General features: G+C 58.2%; 19 protein-coding genes. 9 read left to right on the top strand and 10 right to left on the bottom strand.

Annotated features, from left to right (window positions below; all coding sequences use genetic code 11):
• Nucleotides 1-14: 14 nt before the first annotated feature.
• A complete protein-coding gene (locus QUE89_RS01825) occupies nt 15-1,205 on the bottom strand; it encodes a GGDEF domain-containing protein (RefSeq protein WP_286221597.1) in 1,191 nt (396 codons plus the stop codon).
• A 149-nt stretch (nt 1,206-1,354) separates the two neighbouring features.
• On the opposite strand from QUE89_RS01825, the gene nfsA reads away from it, so the two are divergent.
• Entirely contained in the window at nt 1,355-2,092 is a 738-nt protein-coding gene (gene nfsA / locus QUE89_RS01820) for an oxygen-insensitive NADPH nitroreductase (RefSeq protein WP_286221596.1), read from the top strand.
• Between the two features lie 158 nt (nt 2,093-2,250).
• Here the strand turns inward: nfsA and QUE89_RS01815 are convergent, their stop codons facing one another.
• Nucleotides 2,251-3,006 carry a putative 4-mercaptohistidine N1-methyltransferase gene (locus QUE89_RS01815; RefSeq protein WP_286221595.1) on the bottom strand — a complete coding sequence of 252 codons (756 nt, stop codon included), beginning with the start codon at nt 3,004-3,006 and terminating at the stop codon, nt 2,251-2,253.
• Nucleotides 3,007-3,050: 44 nt separating this feature from the next.
• Nucleotides 3,051-4,196 carry a mechanosensitive ion channel family protein gene (locus QUE89_RS01810; protein ID WP_286221594.1) on the bottom strand — a complete coding sequence of 382 codons (1,146 nt, stop codon included), beginning with the start codon at nt 4,194-4,196 and terminating at the stop codon, nt 3,051-3,053.
• Between the two features lie 115 nt (nt 4,197-4,311).
• Between QUE89_RS01810 and QUE89_RS01805 the strand changes: the two genes are divergently transcribed.
• A complete protein-coding gene (locus tag QUE89_RS01805) occupies nt 4,312-5,088 on the top strand; it encodes a crotonase/enoyl-CoA hydratase family protein (protein ID WP_286221593.1) in 777 nt (258 codons plus the stop codon).
• On the opposite strand, the gene QUE89_RS01800 is transcribed toward QUE89_RS01805, so the two are convergent.
• The gene (locus QUE89_RS01800) at nt 5,054-5,926 is read right to left on the bottom strand and encodes an Nmad3 family putative nucleotide modification protein (RefSeq protein ID WP_286221592.1); all 873 of its coding nucleotides are present in this window, start codon (nt 5,924-5,926) and stop codon (nt 5,054-5,056) included. The genes QUE89_RS01805 and QUE89_RS01800 overlap by 35 nt on opposite strands.
• A 139-nt stretch (nt 5,927-6,065) precedes the next feature.
• Between QUE89_RS01800 and QUE89_RS01795 the strand changes: the two genes are divergently transcribed.
• From QUE89_RS01795 to QUE89_RS01765, 7 genes are all read left to right on the top strand, one after another.
• Nucleotides 6,066-7,058, top strand: coding sequence for an LLM class flavin-dependent oxidoreductase (locus QUE89_RS01795; protein WP_286221591.1), 993 nt, complete (start codon nt 6,066-6,068; stop codon nt 7,056-7,058).
• Between the two features lie 50 nt (nt 7,059-7,108).
• Nucleotides 7,109-7,630 carry a YqiA/YcfP family alpha/beta fold hydrolase gene (locus tag QUE89_RS01790; protein WP_286221590.1) on the top strand — a complete coding sequence of 174 codons (522 nt, stop codon included), beginning with the start codon at nt 7,109-7,111 and terminating at the stop codon, nt 7,628-7,630.
• A gap of 159 nt (nt 7,631-7,789) precedes the next feature.
• Nucleotides 7,790-8,818, top strand: a complete 1,029-nt coding sequence (locus QUE89_RS01785) for a TRAP transporter substrate-binding protein (RefSeq protein WP_286221589.1) — start codon at nt 7,790-7,792, stop codon at nt 8,816-8,818.
• A gap of 123 nt (nt 8,819-8,941) precedes the next feature.
• Nucleotides 8,942-9,535 carry a TRAP transporter small permease gene (locus QUE89_RS01780; protein ID WP_041340711.1) on the top strand — a complete coding sequence of 198 codons (594 nt, stop codon included), beginning with the start codon at nt 8,942-8,944 and terminating at the stop codon, nt 9,533-9,535.
• Nucleotides 9,536-9,569: 34 nt separating this feature from the next.
• The gene (locus tag QUE89_RS01775) at nt 9,570-10,856 is read left to right on the top strand and encodes a TRAP transporter large permease (protein WP_286221588.1); all 1,287 of its coding nucleotides are present in this window, start codon (nt 9,570-9,572) and stop codon (nt 10,854-10,856) included.
• Between the two features lie 34 nt (nt 10,857-10,890).
• On the top strand, nt 10,891-11,331 hold the full coding sequence (locus QUE89_RS01770; protein ID WP_286221587.1) for a universal stress protein: 441 nt from the start codon (nt 10,891-10,893) through the stop codon (nt 11,329-11,331).
• 44 nt (nt 11,332-11,375) lie between these two features.
• Nucleotides 11,376-12,788: an alanine/glycine:cation symporter family protein gene (locus tag QUE89_RS01765; RefSeq protein WP_286221586.1), complete on the top strand. Its 1,413-nt coding sequence runs from the start codon at nt 11,376-11,378 to the stop codon at nt 12,786-12,788.
• 33 nt (nt 12,789-12,821) lie between these two features.
• On the opposite strand, the gene QUE89_RS01760 is transcribed toward QUE89_RS01765, so the two are convergent.
• The 6 genes from QUE89_RS01760 to QUE89_RS01735 form a co-directional block, all read right to left on the bottom strand.
• Nucleotides 12,822-15,098, bottom strand: coding sequence for a sensor domain-containing diguanylate cyclase (locus tag QUE89_RS01760; protein WP_286221585.1), 2,277 nt, complete (start codon nt 15,096-15,098; stop codon nt 12,822-12,824).
• Between the two features lie 149 nt (nt 15,099-15,247).
• Nucleotides 15,248-16,288 (bottom strand): extracellular solute-binding protein, encoded by a 1,041-nt coding sequence (locus QUE89_RS01755; protein WP_286221584.1) that lies wholly within the window; start codon nt 16,286-16,288, stop codon nt 15,248-15,250.
• Nucleotides 16,285-17,055, bottom strand: coding sequence for a spermidine/putrescine ABC transporter permease PotC (potC, locus tag QUE89_RS01750; protein ID WP_286221583.1), 771 nt, complete (start codon nt 17,053-17,055; stop codon nt 16,285-16,287). The genes QUE89_RS01755 and potC overlap by 4 nt, the downstream gene beginning before the upstream one ends.
• Nucleotides 17,055-17,912 carry a spermidine/putrescine ABC transporter permease PotB gene (gene potB, locus QUE89_RS01745; protein WP_286221582.1) on the bottom strand — a complete coding sequence of 286 codons (858 nt, stop codon included), beginning with the start codon at nt 17,910-17,912 and terminating at the stop codon, nt 17,055-17,057. The genes potC and potB overlap by 1 nt, the downstream gene beginning before the upstream one ends.
• Nucleotides 17,905-19,026, bottom strand: coding sequence for a spermidine/putrescine ABC transporter ATP-binding protein PotA (gene potA, locus QUE89_RS01740; RefSeq protein WP_286221581.1), 1,122 nt, complete (start codon nt 19,024-19,026; stop codon nt 17,905-17,907). Before potA ends, potB begins: the two co-directional genes overlap by 8 nt.
• Nucleotides 19,027-19,166: 140 nt before the next feature.
• Nucleotides 19,167-20,234 carry a TRAP transporter substrate-binding protein gene (locus QUE89_RS01735; RefSeq protein ID WP_434784084.1) on the bottom strand — a complete coding sequence of 356 codons (1,068 nt, stop codon included), beginning with the start codon at nt 20,232-20,234 and terminating at the stop codon, nt 19,167-19,169.
• Nucleotides 20,235-20,410 lie beyond the last annotated feature (176 nt).

Below are 20,410 nucleotides of genomic sequence, written 5' to 3'. Positions count from 1 at the left end.
ACCACTCGACGAATTCAGCAGGATCCGGAGTGAGCGCTGGCGAAAAATTGCACCCGGTTTCGCCCTTTTTCCTTAGCCTGATACATGGCCGAGTCTGCCAATCGCATCATGTCGTTAAAACTGTGAGTTTGTGGTGAGATCGCGACGCCACCAATGCTGGCTGACAGGTTCAGGGCGCGCCCATCCACCCGTTGACCGCGCTCTGCGATCTTCCGCAGCAGGCGCTCGGTAACGGCTTCCACTTCCCTGCAACTGCCGGTATTCAGAATGGCGGCAAATTCTTCACCGCCAATTCGGCCGATGATGTCACCGTCCCGCAGTTCCTCGGTCATGATGGTGGCGACAAAGCTCAAAACGCTGTCGCCCACTTCGTGGCCCCACTGATCGTTGATCTCTTTGAAATAATCCAGGTCAATCATCAGCACCGTCAGCGTATTTTGCTGTGCACGAGCCTGCTCGAACGCGGCGATGCCTTCCTGAAGAAAAGCACGCCGGTTCAGCAGCTGCGTAAGTTCGTCGCGCTCGGCCAGCAGCTTCAGATTGCGCTCTGCCTGGGTAAACGCCAGCAGCGGCAGCGCCATAACAGTGGCCGTTGCCAGCAACAGATGATGAGCCAGAATCAGCGTGAGCACGGCATCCACGTCCAGGTGGATCAGCTCCCACTTGCTGGTGGCAATCACCAACACCTGCAACATCATCAGGATGCCGTGGATACCGAAGATGGTCTGAAGTATCTGGAACGGCAATCGGGGCGTACGCGCACAGCTTGCCAGGCGATAGATCGCGACACTAAACACCAGTGCCGACCAGAGCGCTGTCAGCAATCGGGGGATCAAAGAATCGCCCGCATAAGACGCCAAAAGACTTGCAACATAGACCACCCCGCAGACAGCGAGTACCCGAGATGATTTAACCCCGCCGGCCAGAGGCAGTCCCAGGAGGCGGTGAATGCCCGCCAGCACCAGCCAGGGAGACAGCCCCAGACACAGGTGAGCGGCAAACACGGTAACAAAGGGTGCCTCCACAACGGAGCCAGCACAGGCCAGCAAGCTGCCGCCCACAAAGGTCAAGCAGGCAAGTGTCCACAGCCGGAAACAGACCTGGCGATCCCGCAACCGATAGACCAGCCACAGCAAGCCACCGACCATCAGATTAACGGCAACCGACAACAGCAGCAGGGTTGGCAAATGCAGGTTCAATTCCATGGAAGCTCTAGGTTGGATGTCTGGGTAACGTAGAAGACTGGCCTCTTAGGAGATTAGCAGCTCCCATCGACTTTTCGATAGGTTGCTTTGTAGCGTTTGGTATCGTTATTGTCACTGTTCCTTACCTTACTCACCGAGACTGGATCGCCATGAACGCCACCATCGAACTTCTGCAGTCCCATCGCTCGATTCGTAAATTCACCGAGCAGAAAATTCCCCACGAGCTTCTGCACGAGCTGATTCGTGCCGGCCAGTGCGCTGCCACGTCGAACCACGTTCAGGCCTACTCCGTGATCCACGTAACCAATCCGGAAAACCGGCAGGCTATCGCCGAGCTGGCCGGTGGTCAGACCTACATTGCCGACTGCTCTGATTTCCTGGTGTTCTGCGCCGACATGAAACGCTCTACCAACGCGGCCGAGCGCGCAGGCGCCGAGGTGGTGCGGGGCACAACAGAACAGCTTGTCGTAGCGAGTGTCGACACCGCCCTGATGGCACAGAATGTCGCCGTGGCAGCAGAATCCGAGGGACTGGGGCTATGCTACATCGGCGGCATCCGCAACAACCCGGCCGAAGTCAGCAGCCTGCTGCGCCTGCCAGAGGATGTGTACCCGGTATTCGGCATGTGTCTGGGCTACCCCGACCAGAACCCGGAGGTTAAGCCACGACTGCCGGTAGATAGCATTCTGATGGAAGACTACTACCGGGACGATCAGGAGGAACAGCAGGTGTCTGGGTTCGACAGCACCATGAACCAGTACTACCGGGACCGCAGTGATGGCAACAAGGACACTACCTGGTCAGAGCAACTGAAGCCCCTGTTCACCACCAAACTGCGGCCGCACATGCAGGGCTTCCTACAAGGCAAAGGCTTTGGGCTCAAATAGGCGGGCATAAAAAAACCGGGGTATAAGCCCCGGTCCAAGCATTCACACGATGAACAACACCAGTGCAAATCGTCCTGATGAGGCTTAACAATAGCCCCATCCCGTGACGTTTTGATGACAACTCGCTTTCGCCAATACGCCAGCGAATGCCGTGCCGATCAGGCGCTGACTTTCTGCCAGACAGAGAACTCCGAGAAGCTGTGCTGGAACTTGTTCCGGGTTTCCCGGATCACGAATGGCAGGCTGCGCGGCTCGCCGAGAAGACGGAAATGCGGCGCCAGCATGTCTTTCAGACCGTCCAGCGTGGTGTATTCCTTATCATCCTTTATGAAACCACCCACCCACGAAGCCTTGGGCGTGTATTCCTCCATCCAGGTGTAGGGCGAGGCAATGGCCAGCAATCCGCCTTCGTTGATCCGTTCGTGCACGGTGGTCAGAAAGTCCGCAGGCCTATAAAGCCGGTCGATCAGATTGCCGGCCAGCACCAGGTCGTAACCCGCGAACGAAGGGTCGAGGGCACAGGCATCGCCCTCATGAAACGCCACCCGTTCCGTAGTTTGCTCCAGCCCCAGGGACGCCAGGGTGCGTTCGTGATAGCTCACCAGTTCACCTTCCTCCGGCCGGGCGTAGCGAACCTGCTTGTCCGCGGCCATTTCCCTGCACTTGCGAATGAAGTTAGCTGAAAAGTCGATGCCGTCGACATGATCAAACGTCCTAGCCAACTCAAAACTGCTGCGGCCGCAGGCGCAACCAATGTCCAGTGCCCGCCCCAGGGTCCGACCGTCCATGGCGCCCAGGGCCGCATCCGCCAGCTCTTTTGGGAAATTCGGCTCGCCGTGCCACTGCTCGCCATAATTGAACTCCAGATACTGGGCAAGCGTGGTGTTGTCTTCATAGAACGCGTGTTGCTGCACTTAGTCATCCTCCGGGATAGACGAAATAGGTATCTGAGCCGGTGTTACTGGCCTGCCAGTTTCGGGTAAAACGGCTCCATAACCGGTTTGAGACCTTTCGCATCGTCGATAAACAACTGCAGATGCGGGAAGGGAATTTCTATGCCGGCGTGATCCAGGGCGTCTTTAATCTGCTCCAGCAACTCCGCCTTGATACTGGGCTGTACATCGAGGTTATCCGGGCCGATCCAGGCCTGAACGATAAGATCAATCGAAGAGTCACCCAGATTCGACAGCATCACCTTGGGCATCATGTCGGCGACCTGCAGCACCTCGGGATGTTGTTCCAATATCGGCATAATGATCTGGCGGGCCGCCTCCGCTCGCTCCTTGTAGGCGATACCGACCGAGATGTTCAGCCGGATGGCGCCCTCGGTACTGAAATTGACGATCTCGGACGAGGCTACGCTGTCGTTCGGAATCATCGTGAAGATGTTGTCCCGAGTCCGCAACCAGGTGGTTCGCAGGGCAATTTTCACCACCTTGCCGTCCTGGCCATTGATAGTGACCCAGTCCCCGATCCGAAATGGCCGCTCGATCAGCAAGGTTACCCCGGCAATGAAGTTGGACAAGGTGGACTGAGCCGCGAAACCCACTGCGATGCCAACGATGCCCAGACCAGCCACAATGGATAAGACATCAAAGCCAAATTGCGCCAGCACGGTGACGGCCCCGAAGGCGACCAACAGTACCGCAAACAGGTTATCCACCAGCTGCCGGATGGACGGGTCGAGATGGGCGCGCTGCATGGATTCAACAATGACTCGGCCCAGCACCAACCAGCCGACGTAGAAACCGAGGGCGATAAACCCGGCCTTGGCAACCGACTGCAGCAACTCGGGGGTGGCGCCAAACTGGGCCAGCACAGTGAGCAGGAAGCCCAGTCCGACCAGATAGCGCAAGCCGGTACGAACATGGGCGAACGTGTGACTGTTACTTCGCTTTTGCCCGACTACCGATTTTAGCACTGCCATAACGGCAAGGTAGATGCTGGCATAGAGGCCGAGATAAACCATCAGAATCAGCAACTGGCTGATCACCCCCACTCCGAGGTCAGTCCAATCCACCTCCCCGGCTCCAAGGGCCTCCAGGGAATCCCCGAGATTCTTTTTAAGCTGTTCAGTCACGGCTTGCCAAAAGCTGTCCGCCATTGTTGCTTTCCCTTTTCAATCGTTTCGTGTGGCCAACAAGTTAGCCCGATGCCCTGCTATCTTAGGGGTAATACCAAATTATGGATCAATCACGTCAATTGCGCAGGGCCCAGCCATGACCACCGCTTCCGTTCTTACCGAGCTCGACAATGGCATTGTCACCATCACCGTGAACCGACCGGACCAACGCAACGCCATCGACCGACCCACTGCCAACGCTTTGCGCAAGGCCTTCACCGACTTTGAACAGAACGAAGCCGCGAAAGTCGCGGTGCTGTGCGGCGCCGGCGGCCACTTTTGTGCCGGCGCCGATCTGGGGGCCCTCGACGATCCCGAGCGCCGCAACGAAGTCGATCCCCATGGCATCGGTCATGGTCCCCTGGGGCCAACCCGGATGTCTCTGTCCAAGCCGGTGATTGCCGCGGTGTCCGGCTATGCGGTGGCGGGCGGCCTGGAGCTGGCCCTGATGTGCGATCTGCGCGTGGCTGAACACTCGGCTGTCTTTGGCGTGTTCTGCCGACGCTGGGGCGTGCCGCTGATTGATGGCGGCACCGTACGCCTGCCGCGCATTGTTGGCCAGGGTCACGCTCTGGATATGATCCTGACCGGGCGACCGGTCAAGGCAGACGAAGCCCTGTCCATGGGGCTGGCCAACCGGGTGGTGCCCGATGGCTCTGCCCTGGACGCCGCCCGGGATCTGGCGGCAACCCTTGCCGGTTTTCCGCAAAAGTGCCTGCTTGCTGACCGGGCCTCGGCCCTGCACCAGTGGGACCTGAGCGCCCACGAGGCTTTGGTAGCCGAGGGCGCCGGCGGTTATCCGGTGGTCTTTGAGGAGGCCCTGGAAGGTGCCAAGCGCTTCAAGGGCGGCGCCGGTCGTCATGGCCAGTTCTGAGCAGCGACGCCAGCCAGGGATTCAGTTCGGGATAAGCCGCCAGATCCAGAACAAACTCCTGGCCCCGGGCCGCGCACTGCAGGTAACACCAGGGTGCATCCAGCCGCCAGCGATCGGCCTTGGTGTGGTAGCTCAAGGGCGGCCGCTCCTTGCCAGGATAAAAGGCGGCGGGCAACCGCCACTGGGTCGGTAACCGGCCCTCAGGGTCACTCAAAATATGGGGCGCATCCAGCTCGGTGAACGCACCTGCCCCGGGCAGTTCCTGGCCGAGACCCGGCAACTGGACGCCATTCGAGGCCAGATACAGCGTATTGCCGGGATCGGGCTGACCGTGCAAATGCGGATGATACCGGGCCCAGGGCAAGTCCGGCTCCGACATCTCATCGACAGTCACCACGTCGCCAATATGCAGCCAGCCCCAGAGCGCATGAAATGGCCGGGTGCCGGGTACAAAACGCCAGCGCCGACGCCAGAGTTCGGCGTAACGAAACACCCCGAAGAACAGAAACAGGTCGCCGGCCGTCACTCCCTGGTTGCGCAGATGGCCCTGGGCAGCACCGGTCTGGCCAAGCACAGGCCGCCAGTTTTCTGCACGGGGATAGGCTTCCGTCAGTAAGTCTGGATCGAGGTGAGCACCGTCGCCGCCCCGAACCCGGCCACCACTCAGATCCCGGGCCAACTTGCCCAGCCTGCGCTCGCCAAAACGCACGTCGTCGTAACGGATTCGGGATTGGGCATCGGGTATCGGCAGCACACACAGGGTGCCACCGGGCAGCACTGGGCTAGGGCAGCCCCCGGCGGAGGAATCGAAGCCTTTTCGGCTCAGGATCAGGCGCATGGGATCACCACAGCAAAAAGCATGAAGCACGGGCGCGCCATGGTAACCCAGCTATCGGGGGAATGCCCGCGGGCGGGTTGAAACCCTGCCACTTCGGCACCATGATTTCCGTCTCACAAACGAATGTTGCTGGAGCCCCATGCGCACCCGACCTGATTATTCCCTGCTCGAACTCGCCTCGGTTCGCGAGGGCGATTCCGTTGGTACCACACTGGCCAACAGCGTCGCTTATGCCCAGCACGCGGAGGCCCTGGGGTTCCAGCGGTTCTGGCTGGCCGAGCACCACAATATGGAGGGCATCAGCAGCTCTGCAACCTCGGTTCTGATTGGCCACATTGCCGGCAAAACAAACCAGATTCGGGTTGGCTCTGGTGGCGTCATGCTGCCGAACCACCCACCGCTAGTGATTGCTGAACAATTCGGCACTCTGGAAAGCCTGTATCCGGGGCGCATTGACCTGGGCCTGGGTCGGGCACCCGGCACTGACCCTGTTACCGCGCGGGCCCTGCGCCGGGATGGCCTGGGTGCGGAACAATTTCCGGAAGATGTGGCTCGGCTTCAGGAGCTGCTGGGGCCGCTGCATCCGGGCCAGGCAGTGAAGGCCATTCCCGGGGCAGGCACCGAGGTGCCGATCTGGCTCCTGGGCTCAAGCCTCTACAGTGCCCAGTTGGCGGCTATGCGTGGCCTGCCCTATGCCTTCGCCGGTCACTTTGCGCCGCGACTGTATCGCGAGGCTCTGCGAGTCTATCGGGAGAACTTCCAGCCCTCAGAACAGCTAGACAAACCCTACGCCATGCTCGCAGTTCCGGCCATTCCCGCCGATTCCATGGCCGAGGCCAAGTTCCTGGCGACCACCAGTTACCAGCGCATTCTCTCCCTGTTTCGAGGCCAGCCGCTGTGGATGCGTCCACCGGTCGAGTCCATGAACGGGCTCTGGAACGCTGGTGAGAAGGCCAGTGTGCAGGACTTTCTCTCGCTGCAAATGATGGGCGATGCCAACGACCTGAACCAGCAGCTTGATGAGCTCTTGGCCAGCGTGGAGGTGGACGAACTGATGTTCACCATCGACATCTACGATCCGGCCCACCGTCGTCGTGCCCTCGATATCCTGGCCCAAACCCGGGCAGAATAACGCTAGAACCCGGATTAAATACCGCTGACCAGCAACCCGGAGCATGGACTATGACCACCCCCCACCTGCATGTATTACTATCCCACGGCCTGGAAAGTGGTCCGGGTGGCACCAAGATTCAGGCCATGAAAGCCGTCGCCGAGAGTTTTCCCGGAGTGACCGCCATCGCGGTTGACCATCGCAGCACCAAGGTGCCCGCGACCCGCCTTGAGCAGATGGCCGCAGCCATGGCCGAGGCCGGCGCCGATCCGGCCCGAACAGTGTTAGCGGGCTCGAGCATGGGCGGTTGGGTTTGTGCGCAAACCAGCGCCGATTTACCGGTACTGGGCTGTTTCCTGCTCGCCCCGGCCCTGGCCATGGCTGGCTACCCACAGTCCAGCCCGAAGATTCAGGCCCGCCATTGCCAGATCATTCACGGCTGGGACGATGACGTGGTGCCGGTGATGCCGGTGCTTGAGCTGGCTCGCGAGCAGGCGCTGCCGGCGCTGGTGCTGCCTGATGGCCACCGGCTCGAGAACAGCGTCGACCGGGTGGTCTCGGAGTTCCGGCTGTTTATCGAACTTTGCCGTTAAAACCCGAATAAGTTCTAATTTCATGCACTTGCAATATCAGTTCAAAACTATGGCTTGAAATTATTGTTTTGGTGGTTTCCTTGCGAAAACGTCGTTGTTTTGCCAGTCTTTATTGATGGAATGCTAAGTTTCATTAAAAAAATGGACGGAGAAAACACGATGAGCAGCATCAGTAAACTCAAGAAACTGGCCGGAATTTCCGCGTTCGCTTTTGCGGCCATGACCGCCGCCAACTCTGTTAACGCCGCCAACTGGCGCTATGCACACGAGGAGTACGAGGGCGACGTTCAAGACGTGTTCGCGTATAAATTCAAGGAATACATCGAGAACAACTCCGAGCACACCCTGCAGATCTATCGCTTCGGCGAGCTGGGCGAGTCTGACGACATCATGGAGCAGACCCAGGCCGGCATTCTGAACTTTGTTAACCAGTCTCCTGGTTTCACCGGCGCGCTGATTCCGGAAGCACAGATTTTCTTCATTCCTTATCTGATGCCCACCGACATGGACACGGTAATCACCTTCTTCCGTGAAAGTGATGCAATCAACGAAGACTTCCCCGAGCTGTATGCAGAAAAGGGTCTTGAGCTGCTGAAGATGTACCCGGAAGGCGAGATGGTCGTTACTGTGGACGAGCCGGTGACCAAGCCTGAGGACTTCAACAACAAAAAGATCCGGGTTATGACTAACCCGCTGTTGTCAGAAACCTACAGCGCCTTTGGTGCCACCCCGACTCCACTGCCCTGGGGTGAAGTGTACGGCGCCCTGCAGACCAACATGATTCAAGGCCAGGAAAACCCGATCTTCTGGATCGAGTCCGGCGGTCTGTATGAAGTATCCCCGAACCTCGTCTTCACCAGCCATGGTTGGTTCACCACCGCCATGATGGCGAACAAGAGCTTCTATGAGGATCTGGCACCGCAAGACAAAGAGCTGGTTCAGATGGCCTCCGACTACGCCTTCGAAGAAATCATCAAGCACATCGATGGTCTGGCCGACGAAGCACTGGCCAAGATTCAGAAGGCATCTGACGACGTTACTGTGACCCGTCTGGACGATGAGCAGATCAAGGCATTCAAGGATCGCGCTCCTCAGGTTGAGCAGAAGTACATCGAAATGACCGGCGAAAGCGGCAAAGAGCTGCTGAACCAGTTCAAGGAAGACCTGAAAGAAGTTCAGAGCAAGTAATCTGACCCGCATCATTCCTGATGCACCACGGCCCGCCGGCGCCAGCCGGCGGGCCTGTCTCTTAACCCCGCGCCGCCGGGGGTAGCCTACCGGCCGGGCGCAGCATGTTCTGGAGCAGAACCCATGTCCGAGAACTCCCCGGATCTTGAGGACGATACAGGCAGCTACGAATCGGGCCTACCCGGGTTTCTGGGAACCATCGATGTCTGGATCAGTAAGATTGAAGCGGTAATGCTGGCGGTTGGGGTCATCCTCATGGCCATCAACACTTGCGTAAACGTCATTGCCCGTTTTGTCTTTGGCGAAGGGCTGTTCTTCTCCGGTGAGATTAACCGGATCCTCATCATCCTGATCACTTTTGCCGGTATAGGCTACGCCGCACGCCATGGTCGCCACATCCGTATGTCCGCGGTCTACGACGCCTTCCCCGCCAAAGGCCGCAAGGTCCTGATGATCTTCATTGCCCTCTTCACCTCCGTGGTGATGTTTTTCCTGTGTTATCACTCATTTGGTTACGTCGAGACTCTCTACAGTCGCGGCCGGATCCTGCCCGCGCTCGGCTTCGAAATCTGGTGGATTTATGTCTGGGCACCGGTTGGCTTCGCCATCACCGGCATTCAGTACTTTCTGACCGCCGTCAAGAACTTGACCAGCAAGGACGTGTATCTCTCAACCGGGGTGGTTGATGGCTACAGCGATACCGAATCGGAAGTATGAACCACGCAGCTGATACCAGGTAAGGATAGAAAACATGGCAACTACAATGATGTTGATCATGATCGGGTTGTTGCTGCTCGGCTTCCCGATGATGGTTCCGCTGATCGCCGCCGCGGTGTTCGGCTTTGTAACAATGTTCGATGGCTTTGGCCAGATGGGCACCTTTATCCAGCAGATGATGGGAGGAATCCGGCCAGCCTCGCTGATTGCCGTGCCCATGTTTATCCTGGCTGCTGACATCATGACCCGAGGCCAGTCGGCCGACCGGTTGATCAATATGGTCATGGCCTTCATTGGCCACTTCAAAGGCGGGCTGGCAATCAGCACCGCAACCTCCTGCACCCTGTTTGGTGCCGTTTCCGGGTCCACCCAGGCTACCGTGGTCGCCGTTGGCTCGCCGCTTCGTCCGAAAATGCTGAAAGCCGGCTACTCAGACCCATTCACCCTGGCCCTGATCATCAACGCCAGTGACATTGCCTTCCTGATTCCGCCCAGCATTGGCATGATCATTTACGGGGTTATCTCGGGAACCTCCATTGCCGAGCTGTTCATAGCCGGTATCGGGCCTGGCGTACTGATCCTGTTCATGTTTTCGATCTACTGCCTGATCTACGCCTATAAGAACAACGTGCCTACCGAGGACAAAGCCTCCTGGGGCCAACGCGCGGTGTCGGTCCGCGACGCCCTGTGGCCATTGTTCTTCCCGGTAATCATTGTCGGCGGTATCTACGGCGGCATTTTCAGCCCGACCGAGGCGGCTGCGGTGTGTGTGCTCTACGCCTTCCTGCTGGAATTCGTGGTGTTCCGGGAGCTGAAACTGGCGGATATCTATCGCATTGCCAAGTCCACCGGCCTGATCACCGCCGTGGTGTTCATCCTGGTGGCCGTGGGCAACGGCTTTTCGTGGATCATTTCGTTTGCCCAGATCCCGCAAGCCATTCTGGAGGCAGTTGGCGTTAACGAGGCCGGTCCGGTTGGCGTGCTGATCGCAATCTGCATCGCGTTCTTCATCGCCTGCATGTTCGTCGATCCGATCGTGGTCATCCTGGTACTGACCCCGATCTTTGCACCGGCCATTCAATCCACCGGACTCGATCCGGTCCTGGTGGGCGTACTCATTACCCTGCAGGTGGCCATTGGCTCGGCAACGCCGCCGTTTGGTTGCGACATCTTTACGGCCATCGCCATCTTCAAGCGGCCGTATCTAGAGGTAATCCGTGGCACGCCACCGTTCATCTTCATCCTGGTGGCAGCTGCCGGGTTGATCATCGCGTTCCCGGACATTGCCCTGTTCCTGCGTGACGTTGCCTTCAGGGATTGACCCATAACCGGCCCAGAGGCTTAAGGAGAGAACCATGTTCAAAAGGATCCTGGTTGCCGTTGATGGCTCCAAGACATCCCTTAAGGCCATGGACAAGGCCATTGAACTGCAGCAGCTAACCGATGCCGAGATCTACCTGCTGTGCGTGTACAAACACCACAGCCTGTTCGAGGCATCGCTGTCGATTGGTCGGCCTCCGAGCATGGACATTCCCGATAAAGTGCTCTCGGAATATGCCAAAGAGGTGGTCAACCATGCCAAAGATCTGGCAAAGTCGCACGGCGCCACCAAGGTACGGGGCTTCGTCAAAGGCGGTCGGCCGTCAAAAGTGATCACCAAGTTCGCTCAGGACAAGGAAGCCGACCTGATCGTTGTGGGTACCAAGGGTACCCACAACGATAAAGACGGCATCCTGCTCGGCAGCGTCTCCCATCGGGTGGCGTCCAACGCCAAGTGCCCTGTTTTGGTGGTGTGAGTAGTTAACCCAATTATCCCACCAGATTTCCTACAGGAAGCACCATGACTGCGGTCGTTGATTTTCTAAACTCCATACTCTGGGGCTACGTCCTTGTGTACGGCCTGCTGGCCGTTGGCGTATTCTTTACCATTCGCCTCGGGGGCCTCCAGTTCCTGCATTTCGGCGAAATGATCCGTGCCATTCGCGGCTCCCGTGAGAGCGATGTCCACGGTATCTCACCCTTTCAGGCGCTTTGCACCAGCCTTGCTTCGCGGGTTGGCACCGGCAACCTGGCCGGTGTCGCGGTTGCGCTCTACCTGGGTGGCGCCGGCGCCATCTTCTGGATGTGGATGGTGGCTCTGGTCGGCATGGCCACCGGCTACGCAGAAAGCACCCTGGCCCAGCTCTACAAACGCCGCGATGGCAAAGGCCAGTACCGCGGCGGCCCCGCGGTCTATATTTCCAGGGGCCTTGGCGCGCCCTGGGCCGGCGGTATTTTCGCCGTTTGCCTGATTGTGTCCTTCGGACTGGTCTTCAACGCAGTTCAGGCCAACTCCATTGCCGACGCCATGAAAGGTGCCTTCGGTATTCCCAAGCTTTACGTTGGCGTTGCTGTTGCGGTACTGGCCGGGATTGTGATCTTCGGCGGACTTCGCTCCATTGTCCGGTTCGCCGAACTGGTCGTTCCGTTCATGGCGGGAAGCTACGTGCTGATTGCGCTGGGCATTATGATCGTGAATTACGATCAGGTAGGAGACGTTCTGGCGTTGATTGTGAAAAGCGCTTTCGGTCTGACCGAAGCCACCGGCGGCGTTGCCGGCTCGGTCACCGCGGCCATGTTGAATGGCATCAAACGCGGTCTGTTTTCCAATGAAGCAGGTATGGGTTCAGCTCCCAACATCGCGGCCACCGCGACACCTGCGCCTCATCACCCCTCTTCCCAGGGGCTGGTCCAGGCTTTCGGTGTATTCATCGACACCATTGTGATCTGTACCGCCACCGCAGTGATGATCCTGCTCTCGGGCGTACTTGAGCCTGGCAACGGCGTCACCGGCACCCAACTGACTCAGGACGCCATGGCGGGCCATATTGGCGAGTTCGGCAATTACTTCATCGCGATTGCGATTCTATTCTTTGCCTTCACCTCTATTGTCGCCAACTACACCTACGCGGAAAACGCTCTGGTTTATCTGGGGGGTGACAACGCTCTGGCACTGAATCTGCTGCGCAGTGCAGCCCTGGCAATGGTGGTCTGGGGTGGCTACGAGGCCGTAGTGACCGTGTTCAACGCCGCCGATGCGTCCATGGGTCTGATGGCCTCGATCAACCTGATTGCCATAGTATTGCTCTCCGGCACCGTGGTGAAATTGACCAAGGACTACCTCAGTCAGCGCAAAGAGGGTGTGGTTCCGCACTTCAAGTCCAAGGACTACCCCGAGCTACACGAGAAGATCGACAGCGACATCTGGCACTAAGCGAGATACGGCAACTGCGAAGGCCAGGTACGCTCAGGCGGCCTGGCCTCCGTGGATCCAGACCCGATTACGCCCTTCTTCCTTCGCCTGGTACAGCGCTTGGTCAGCGAGACTGAGAAGCTGGCGCGGCTCACCATCAGTCTCCGGCCAACTGGCCACTCCCACCGACACCGTCACCGCGCCAAGATTCCGGCCCTCGAAAATCACATCAACGTTGGCAACAGCATCGCATAGGCTTTGGGCCCGCTCTCTGCCATCGTCAGTCAACGCCCCCGGCAGTATCACCACAAACTCCTCGCCGCCAAATCGACACACAATGTCGCTTTCCCTGAACTGGTTGAGCAGCACAGAGGCAACGGATTGCAGCGCCCGGTCACCGGCTTCGTGCCCGTGGGTGTCGTTGAAGACCTTAAAATGGTCGATATCAACGACAAGTAAAGACAGCGGAGAGCGTCCGCGCTGAGCTACGGCACACTGATGCTGAAACAGCTGATCGAAGGAGCGGCGGTTCTTCAAGCCGGTTAATGCGTCTTCATAGGAGAATTTCTGCAGCTCCTCCCGCAGGGAGATACTCGACAGGGTGATGCCGATGCGCTGGATTGCCTGATTCAACACCGCAAAGAGCCGTGCCACGCCGTATTCGCTCCCGGCAACATCGAACAGGCCCTCACTCTCCAACAGCAATACACTATCGGTCACCAGGCCGTCACTGGCTGTTTCCACGTTCATCCAGAAACAAAGCTGCTGGTTGGCCCTCGACCGTTCCCGAACCGATGTCGCCGCCTCGGACGAGGCCGGCGGCAGCTCCGAAGGCCTTGGCAAACCATCGCTGGTATTCAGCTGAAGTGGCATAGCAAAACTCTCGCTTTCCTGACCCCATTGCGAGAGCCTCTCATAGGCCTCCTCGGGCGTGCGCCGATACAACGCACCGCGCAGGGGGCTGCACAAGTCCGGCAAGCTGCCGGTCAGAACGGCGTAGGCCTGCCCCAGGTTCAAACAGTCCTGCAACTTGGTGATCATATCGCCCAGCACCCGGTTTTTTTCGTTTTCAAAGGTCAGCAGTCGCACCCGCGCCTGCTCGCGGCGAGCGAGAGATTCTGCTCGCTCGGTACGCTCCGCCACCTTTTGCTCCAGGGAAATCGCCAACTGAGTCAACGCTTTTTGAGTGCGCGCGTAATGCCACAGGGCAATCACCACCACTGCCAGCAAGAACACCAGTATGCCCCAACTTACCGGTACCCGGCCCCACGGCAACACGCCGTGGGCCACTGCCATCTCGGCCACCAACAAGCCGCAAAATACGCCATAGGTCAGCAGCAAAACCCGTTGTTCCCGTAATAGATGACGGAACCGGCGCGCCGCCACCGTAGCCATACAGGTTACAGTGATAAGAAACAGGGCATCAAAAAGCGGGAAGGTCGACGACAAATCCACCAGCCCGGACAGGGACAAACCTAGTGCGCCCATCAGGTATGCCAGATGCAGCTTCCAGATCCGGTTAATCAGCCAGGGACGGTGATCAGACAACCAGTGCTCCAGCATCAGGGCCAAGGCCACCGGCAGCATGTAATAAGAGCCGGCGGCCAGATAGTCCCACAACAGTGGCTTATAAAAGATCAGCAGGCTGGCCTGGCTTTCAGCCACCAGCATCAGGCCGGCAGACATGGCCAGCAGGGCAATACAGGCGAAGGTCCTTTTTTCCGATTGCAGCAGGGAGAAAATCAGTGCCAGGATCGCAATCAGGGCGGCAAAGCCCGCGACAATCAACGCCTCCAGGGAGTTTTTCAGGATGAAAAGCACCAGGTTGGTGTAGTCCATAATCGCGACTTCGCCCCAGAGGCCGATGTCGGTGTAGTCCGAAAACACCCGAAAATAGATCGGCTCGCTGTGGTAGTTTTCCGGCAAAGGTATGGCGTGCCAGGGCCAGCCTTCAAATGAGCCTCGGCCGTCGCTATCAAAAGTTCCGTACTGATAGATCTTGTCGCCACCCAGGTACACCTGAAAGATGATGTCGACGCTGAATATGTAAAGCACAGGCTCCTGGAAATCACCGGATGGCAGGGTTACACGATACCAAACGTGTTCCTGATCATTGCGATCGGGTGGATTGGAAGGGAAGCCTATGCTCTGCCACTCGCCCGGGGCGTCCTGCTGGCCCCAATTGGGGGCACCATCTGCATCAACGGCAGAATCTCCCCAGCGATATTCCCAGCCCTCGGTCACCGGCTGAGGCGCAGCCATGACTGTACCGGGCAGCATCAGCGCCAGCAAAAACAAGATAATCAGGTGCAGGGAGCGGGCCACAGGCATCTGGTTTGGGGACCTGAACTGGATAAGAATCAAATATTAACTATAGATCAATACAGCACATATCGGCCCCATCGGCCAATAAAAAAAGGAGGCCGAAGCCTCCCTTTTTAGTACGCCTGTTAAGCGCGCCTGCTTAATCACAACCCGATCTAGCGCCCGGATTTCAGCATTTCCCAGTATTTGGCATAGATCTGCAGGGCTTCATCGCCAATGTCGGTCTGGAATTCGGCATTCAGCATATCCTGCGCAGACGGGTAGCTGGCGCGGTTATTAGCCACTTCCTCGCTCAACACCTCCCGGGCCGCCAGATTCGGCGTCGCGTAGCCGATTTCCTCACTGATAAGGGCGGAAATTTCAGGCCGAAGTACAAAGCTGATGAACTGATGCGCGGCTTCCGGGTTCTTGGCGTTCTTCGGAATCACGAAGCTATCCAGCCAGGCAATAATGCCCTCTTGCGGGTAGACATACTCCAATGCCGGCATGGAGTCCTTGCCCATCACCGCTTCGCCGTTCCAGATCATGCCGACGTCGGTTTCACCCTCGAGGTAAGGCATACGCGGCGCATCGGAATTGAAGGTCCGGACTGACGGCATCAACTCGGACAACTTTTCATAAGCGGCTTCGATTTCCTCCGGGTTGGTGCTATTGCCGGAGTAACCCAGCACCCGCAGGCCCACATGGAAAACTTCGCGCATGTCGTTAGTCAGCATGACCTTGCCCTCAAAGCGCTCATCCCACAGGTCTTCCCAGGCGTCGACCGGCTCGCCCTCGATGTCGGAGGTGTCCACAGCCAGCCCGGTGGTGCCCCAGAGATACGGCACGCTGTATTGGTTTTCCGGGTCGATATCCAGGTTCACCAACTCCGGATCCAGCTTTTCAAAGCCATCGATTTTGCTGCGATCGATGGGCATCAGCAATTCTTCCTGACGCATCTTGCTGACGTAATAAGTCGATGGAATCGCCAGGTCGTAGGCCGCGTTGTCGTCCAGCAGTTTCAGCCGGGCGTACATGGCTTCGTTGCTGTCGTAAGTTGTGTAGATCACCTGGATTCCGGTTTCTTCCTGGAACCGGTTCAGTACTTCCTGGGGCATGTATTCTGACCAGTTGTACAGGTTGAGGACTTTGGGCTCCTCCGAACTGCAGCCGGTCAGACTTACTGCCAACAGGCCGGCCAGTGCCAGTTTCTTCATCGTTTGCTCCTTATCAGAATCCATTGGGATAACATCAGCATGACCAGTGAAAACACCAGCAACAGAGTGCCGAGGGCGTTCACCTCGGGCTTCAGCCCCACACGCACCATAGAATAGATGCGCAGGGGCAGAATTTCATAACTCGGGCCACTGACGAAGGTACTCACCACCACATCGTCCAGAGACAGGGTAAAGCCCAGCAACCAGCCCGCCAGCAGCGCCGGCATGATGGCCGGTATCAGGACGGTACGGGTCATGATGAAATCGCTGGCGCCCAGATCCCGGGCCGCCTCGGGCAGGCTTTCGTCAAAGCCGCTGAGCCGCGCCATCACGGTAATCACCACGAACGGCAGACAAAAGGTCACATGGGCCAACATCAGTGACACATAGCCAAGCTGCAAGCCGACCAGCAGAAACAGCGCCAGCAGGGAGATTGCCAGCACGATTTCCGGCGACATCATCACCACAAACAGCATGCCGTTGAGTACCCGCTTGCCCCGGAACCGGTAGCGATGCAGCGCCAGGGCGGTCAAGGCGCCAATCAGGGTCGACACGGTGGCGGCTGACAAGGCCAGCCACAGGGAGTTCCACATGGCCCGGACCATGGCGGTGTTGTTGAAGAGTGCCTCGTACCAGCGCAGGCTCAGTCCGCCCCAGTCATAACCGGTGCGGCCGTCATTAAATGAAAACACCACCAGTACCGCAATGGGCACGTACAGCAGGATATACACCAAAGTGAGGTAGGTTCTGGGCAGCCAGGTTTTCATCAGGCGCCCTCCTCACCCAGGCGCCGCTTACTCAGTTTATGAGCAAACATGAGCAGCGCCATGGTCAGCGTCAATACAATGCTGGCAGCCGCACCGAACGGCCAGTTTCGGGCATCCAGAAACTGGTTCTTGATTACATTACCCACCAGCAGGTTGCGGGACCCGCCCAGGATATCCGGCACGAAGAACAGTCCCATGGCCGGCAGCAACACCAGCATCACGCCCGCCAGCACGCCCGGCAGGGTCAGTGGCACGATCACATGCACGAAGGTCGCCAGGCGGCCCGCGCCCAGATCGTGCGAGGCCAAAAGAAGTTCCTGCCGCAGATCATCAAACACCGAGTACAGCGGCAGGATCATAAACGGCAGCAGCAGGTACACCAGACCAATGATCACCGCCCCCTCGGTGTACAGCATCTGCAATGGCTCCTCGATGAGCCCCACCGACAACAGTGCTTTGTTCAGCAGGCCATTGGTGGCCAGGATCAGCTTCAGGGCGTAGGTGCGAACCAGGGAGTTGGTCCAGAACGGCACGATCAACAGGAAGATCAGCAGCAACTGCCGCTGTTTGGCGACTTTCGACAGCGCCCAGGCAAAGGGATAACCGATAAGCAAACAGATCAGCGTGGTCATAGCCGCCATGTACAGGGAATGCAGGAAAACGTCCAGGTACAGCGGATCGAACAGCTGCCGGTAGGCATCAAGGTTAAACGGCAGCGACAGGAACGTGGCCGGGTCACGGGTCATCACGCTCGCGCCCACCACCAGCAGGTTGGGGGTCAGTACCAGGAACAGCAGCCAGCCCCAGACCAGGGCCAAAACCGCCGTTTTAAAGGGTTGTTGCCGGATACTATGCATCAGCCGACAATTCCTTGTCGGCGATCTCATCCGCTTCTTCCGGGAGCAGCCACTCCCAGCCGTCAACCCAGCTTACCCTGACCGGCTCGCCGAGGCGGTAATCGAACATCGGGTCATCCTCGTCGAAGAACTCACTGGCCAGTACTTCGGTACCGTCTTCCAGATGGATCACCGAATCCAGGGTACTACCCTTGTAGTTGCGCTCGACGATCTTGCCGGCGACACCCTGGTCGCCGCTGGGATCCAGCACCCGGATATCCTCCGGACGCAACAGCACGTGTACTGGCTGGCCGTCCTGAACCGAAAAACCCGGGCGCCGCAGCTTGCGACTGAACCCAAGCACGTCCACCAGCAGGCTATCATCGTCCTGGCCCAGCACCCGGCCCGGAAACAGGTTGGTCTCGCCGACAAAGCCGGCGGTGAACAGGTTGGCCGGCCGCTCGTACACTTCCCGCGGGGTGCCCAGCTGCTGCACCATGCCACTCTTTAGCACCACCACCCGGTCGGACATGGACAGCGCCTCTTCCTGATCGTGGGTTACAAACACAAAGGTGATGCCCAGTTCCCGCTGCAGGCGCTTGAGTTCAATCTGCATGGTTCGGCGCAGCTTGTAGTCCAGAGCCGACAGGGGTTCGTCCAGCAACAGTAGGCGTGGGCGTTTGACCACCGCGCGGGCAATCGCCACTCGCTGCTGCTGGCCACCGGACAGCTGATGCGGCTTGCGCCGGGCGAAGTCCTGCAGCTGAACCATTGCCAGCACTTCGTCCACCCGCTGGCGAATCTCGTGCTTGGGCCGTTTTTCCATTTTCAGGCCGTAAGCCACGTTGTCGAAAACCGACATGTGCGGGAACAGCGCGTAGTGCTGGAAAACCGTATTAAGAGGCCGGTGTTCAGGCGTCAACTGAGTGAGGTCGGTGCCATCGAGGGTAATAGTGCCGGCATCCGGATGCTCAAACCCCGCAATCAGCCTCAGCAGCGTGGTTTTACCGCAGCCTGAAGGACCAAGAAGAGTGATGAACTCACCATCCAGGATGTCGAGGTCCAGGGCATCGAGAACGGTCTTGCCGCCAAAGTGTTTGGAAAGTTCACGCAGTGAAAGGAGTGTTTTCTTCATCTGACCTGCCCAAGGAATGAGCAAGCTATTTTTTCAGAAAGCGGGGCAAACAAAAAGGGGCGTTGGGATAATCCGAAACCCCAACGCCCCTTGCTATCAGCTTACTACCAGCCCATTACAGGCTGATGCCTGCCTCTGCGTTATTCTCCGGCCACGCTATCGAGATAGGCCTTGTCTGAAATATTGGTCCACTGACGCACCTGCCGCAGGTACTCGCGCTGGGACGTGATAATTTCCTTCGCCAGCGGGTCGTTCTCGGCGGCCTCTTTGAGCAGCTTGTTGGTGGCGCTGCGCAGAGCCTCAATGACTTCCGGCGGGAAAGTTCTGTGAGTCACGTCCGGGTAGTTCTCTTTCATCTTGTCCCAGGCCACGCCGCTCTCGTGGGTGCTCTGGATGTACATATCATAGGCGGCAGTACGCATGGCCACGCGCAGCACTTCCTGCAGATCCTTGGGTAGTTTGTCCCAGGTTTGCTTGTTGATCAGGAACTGCACTTCGGCACCCGGCTCCTGCCAGCCCGAGTAGTAATTCTTGGCGATCTGGTGGAAGCCCATGCTGAAGTCCAGGGCCGGACCGACCCACTCCAAGGCATCGATGGTGCCGCGTTCCAGTGCGCTATACAGCTCACCCGGCGGAATGTTGGTCACCGCAACCCCCAGCTCCGACATCACTTCACCGGCAAAGCCTGGCGTGCGCATCTTGATGCCTTTCAGGTCTTCCAGGGAATTGATCTCTTCGCGGAACCAGCCGCCCATCTGGTTGCCGGTGTTACCACCCGGAAACGACAGCAGGCCATGTGGCTCATACACCTTGCGCATCAGGTCCATGCCCTCGCCGTGGTAGAACCAGGCGTACTGCTCCGGGGCAATCATGCCAAACGGTACGGTAGTAAAGTACATGGCATTAGGGATGGTGCCCTTGTAGTAGTAGGACGCCGTGTGACCCATGTCGTACTGACCATTGCGCACCAGATCGAAGATGCCGAACGGCGCCTTGTGCTTGTTGGAGGCATCGATACGAATCTTGAGCCGGCCACTGGACATGGTTTCGGCCATCTTGGCCATGTGTTCTACGGTTTCGCCGAGAATCGGTGAATTCGGGCCCCAAGTCTGCGCAAGGCGCAGTGTGAAACTGTCCTCAGCCAGGCTGAGTGGACTGAAAGCAAACAGCAGCGCAAGCGCGGCCATTTTTAGCGGGCGAGTTATCATTGTTGGCACCATTAATCCGATTGTTTTATAGATATTTTTTATCCCGAACCAATACTAGCGTGGGACCAAGCTCCCCGCCAAGCCCTACTCTCCGCTTACTGGAATAGCCCCGACGATTGGGCTATGTTCCACTATGGGATAACACTTCTCCAACCAACCCGGACGGATGCTGGACA

Source organism: Marinobacter sp. LA51 (assembly GCF_030297175.1).
Taxonomy (GTDB): domain Bacteria; phylum Pseudomonadota; class Gammaproteobacteria; order Pseudomonadales; family Oleiphilaceae; genus Marinobacter; species Marinobacter apostichopi.
Note: the sequence above shows the minus strand (reverse complement) of the source record. Positions and strands in the feature narration are given on the sequence as shown.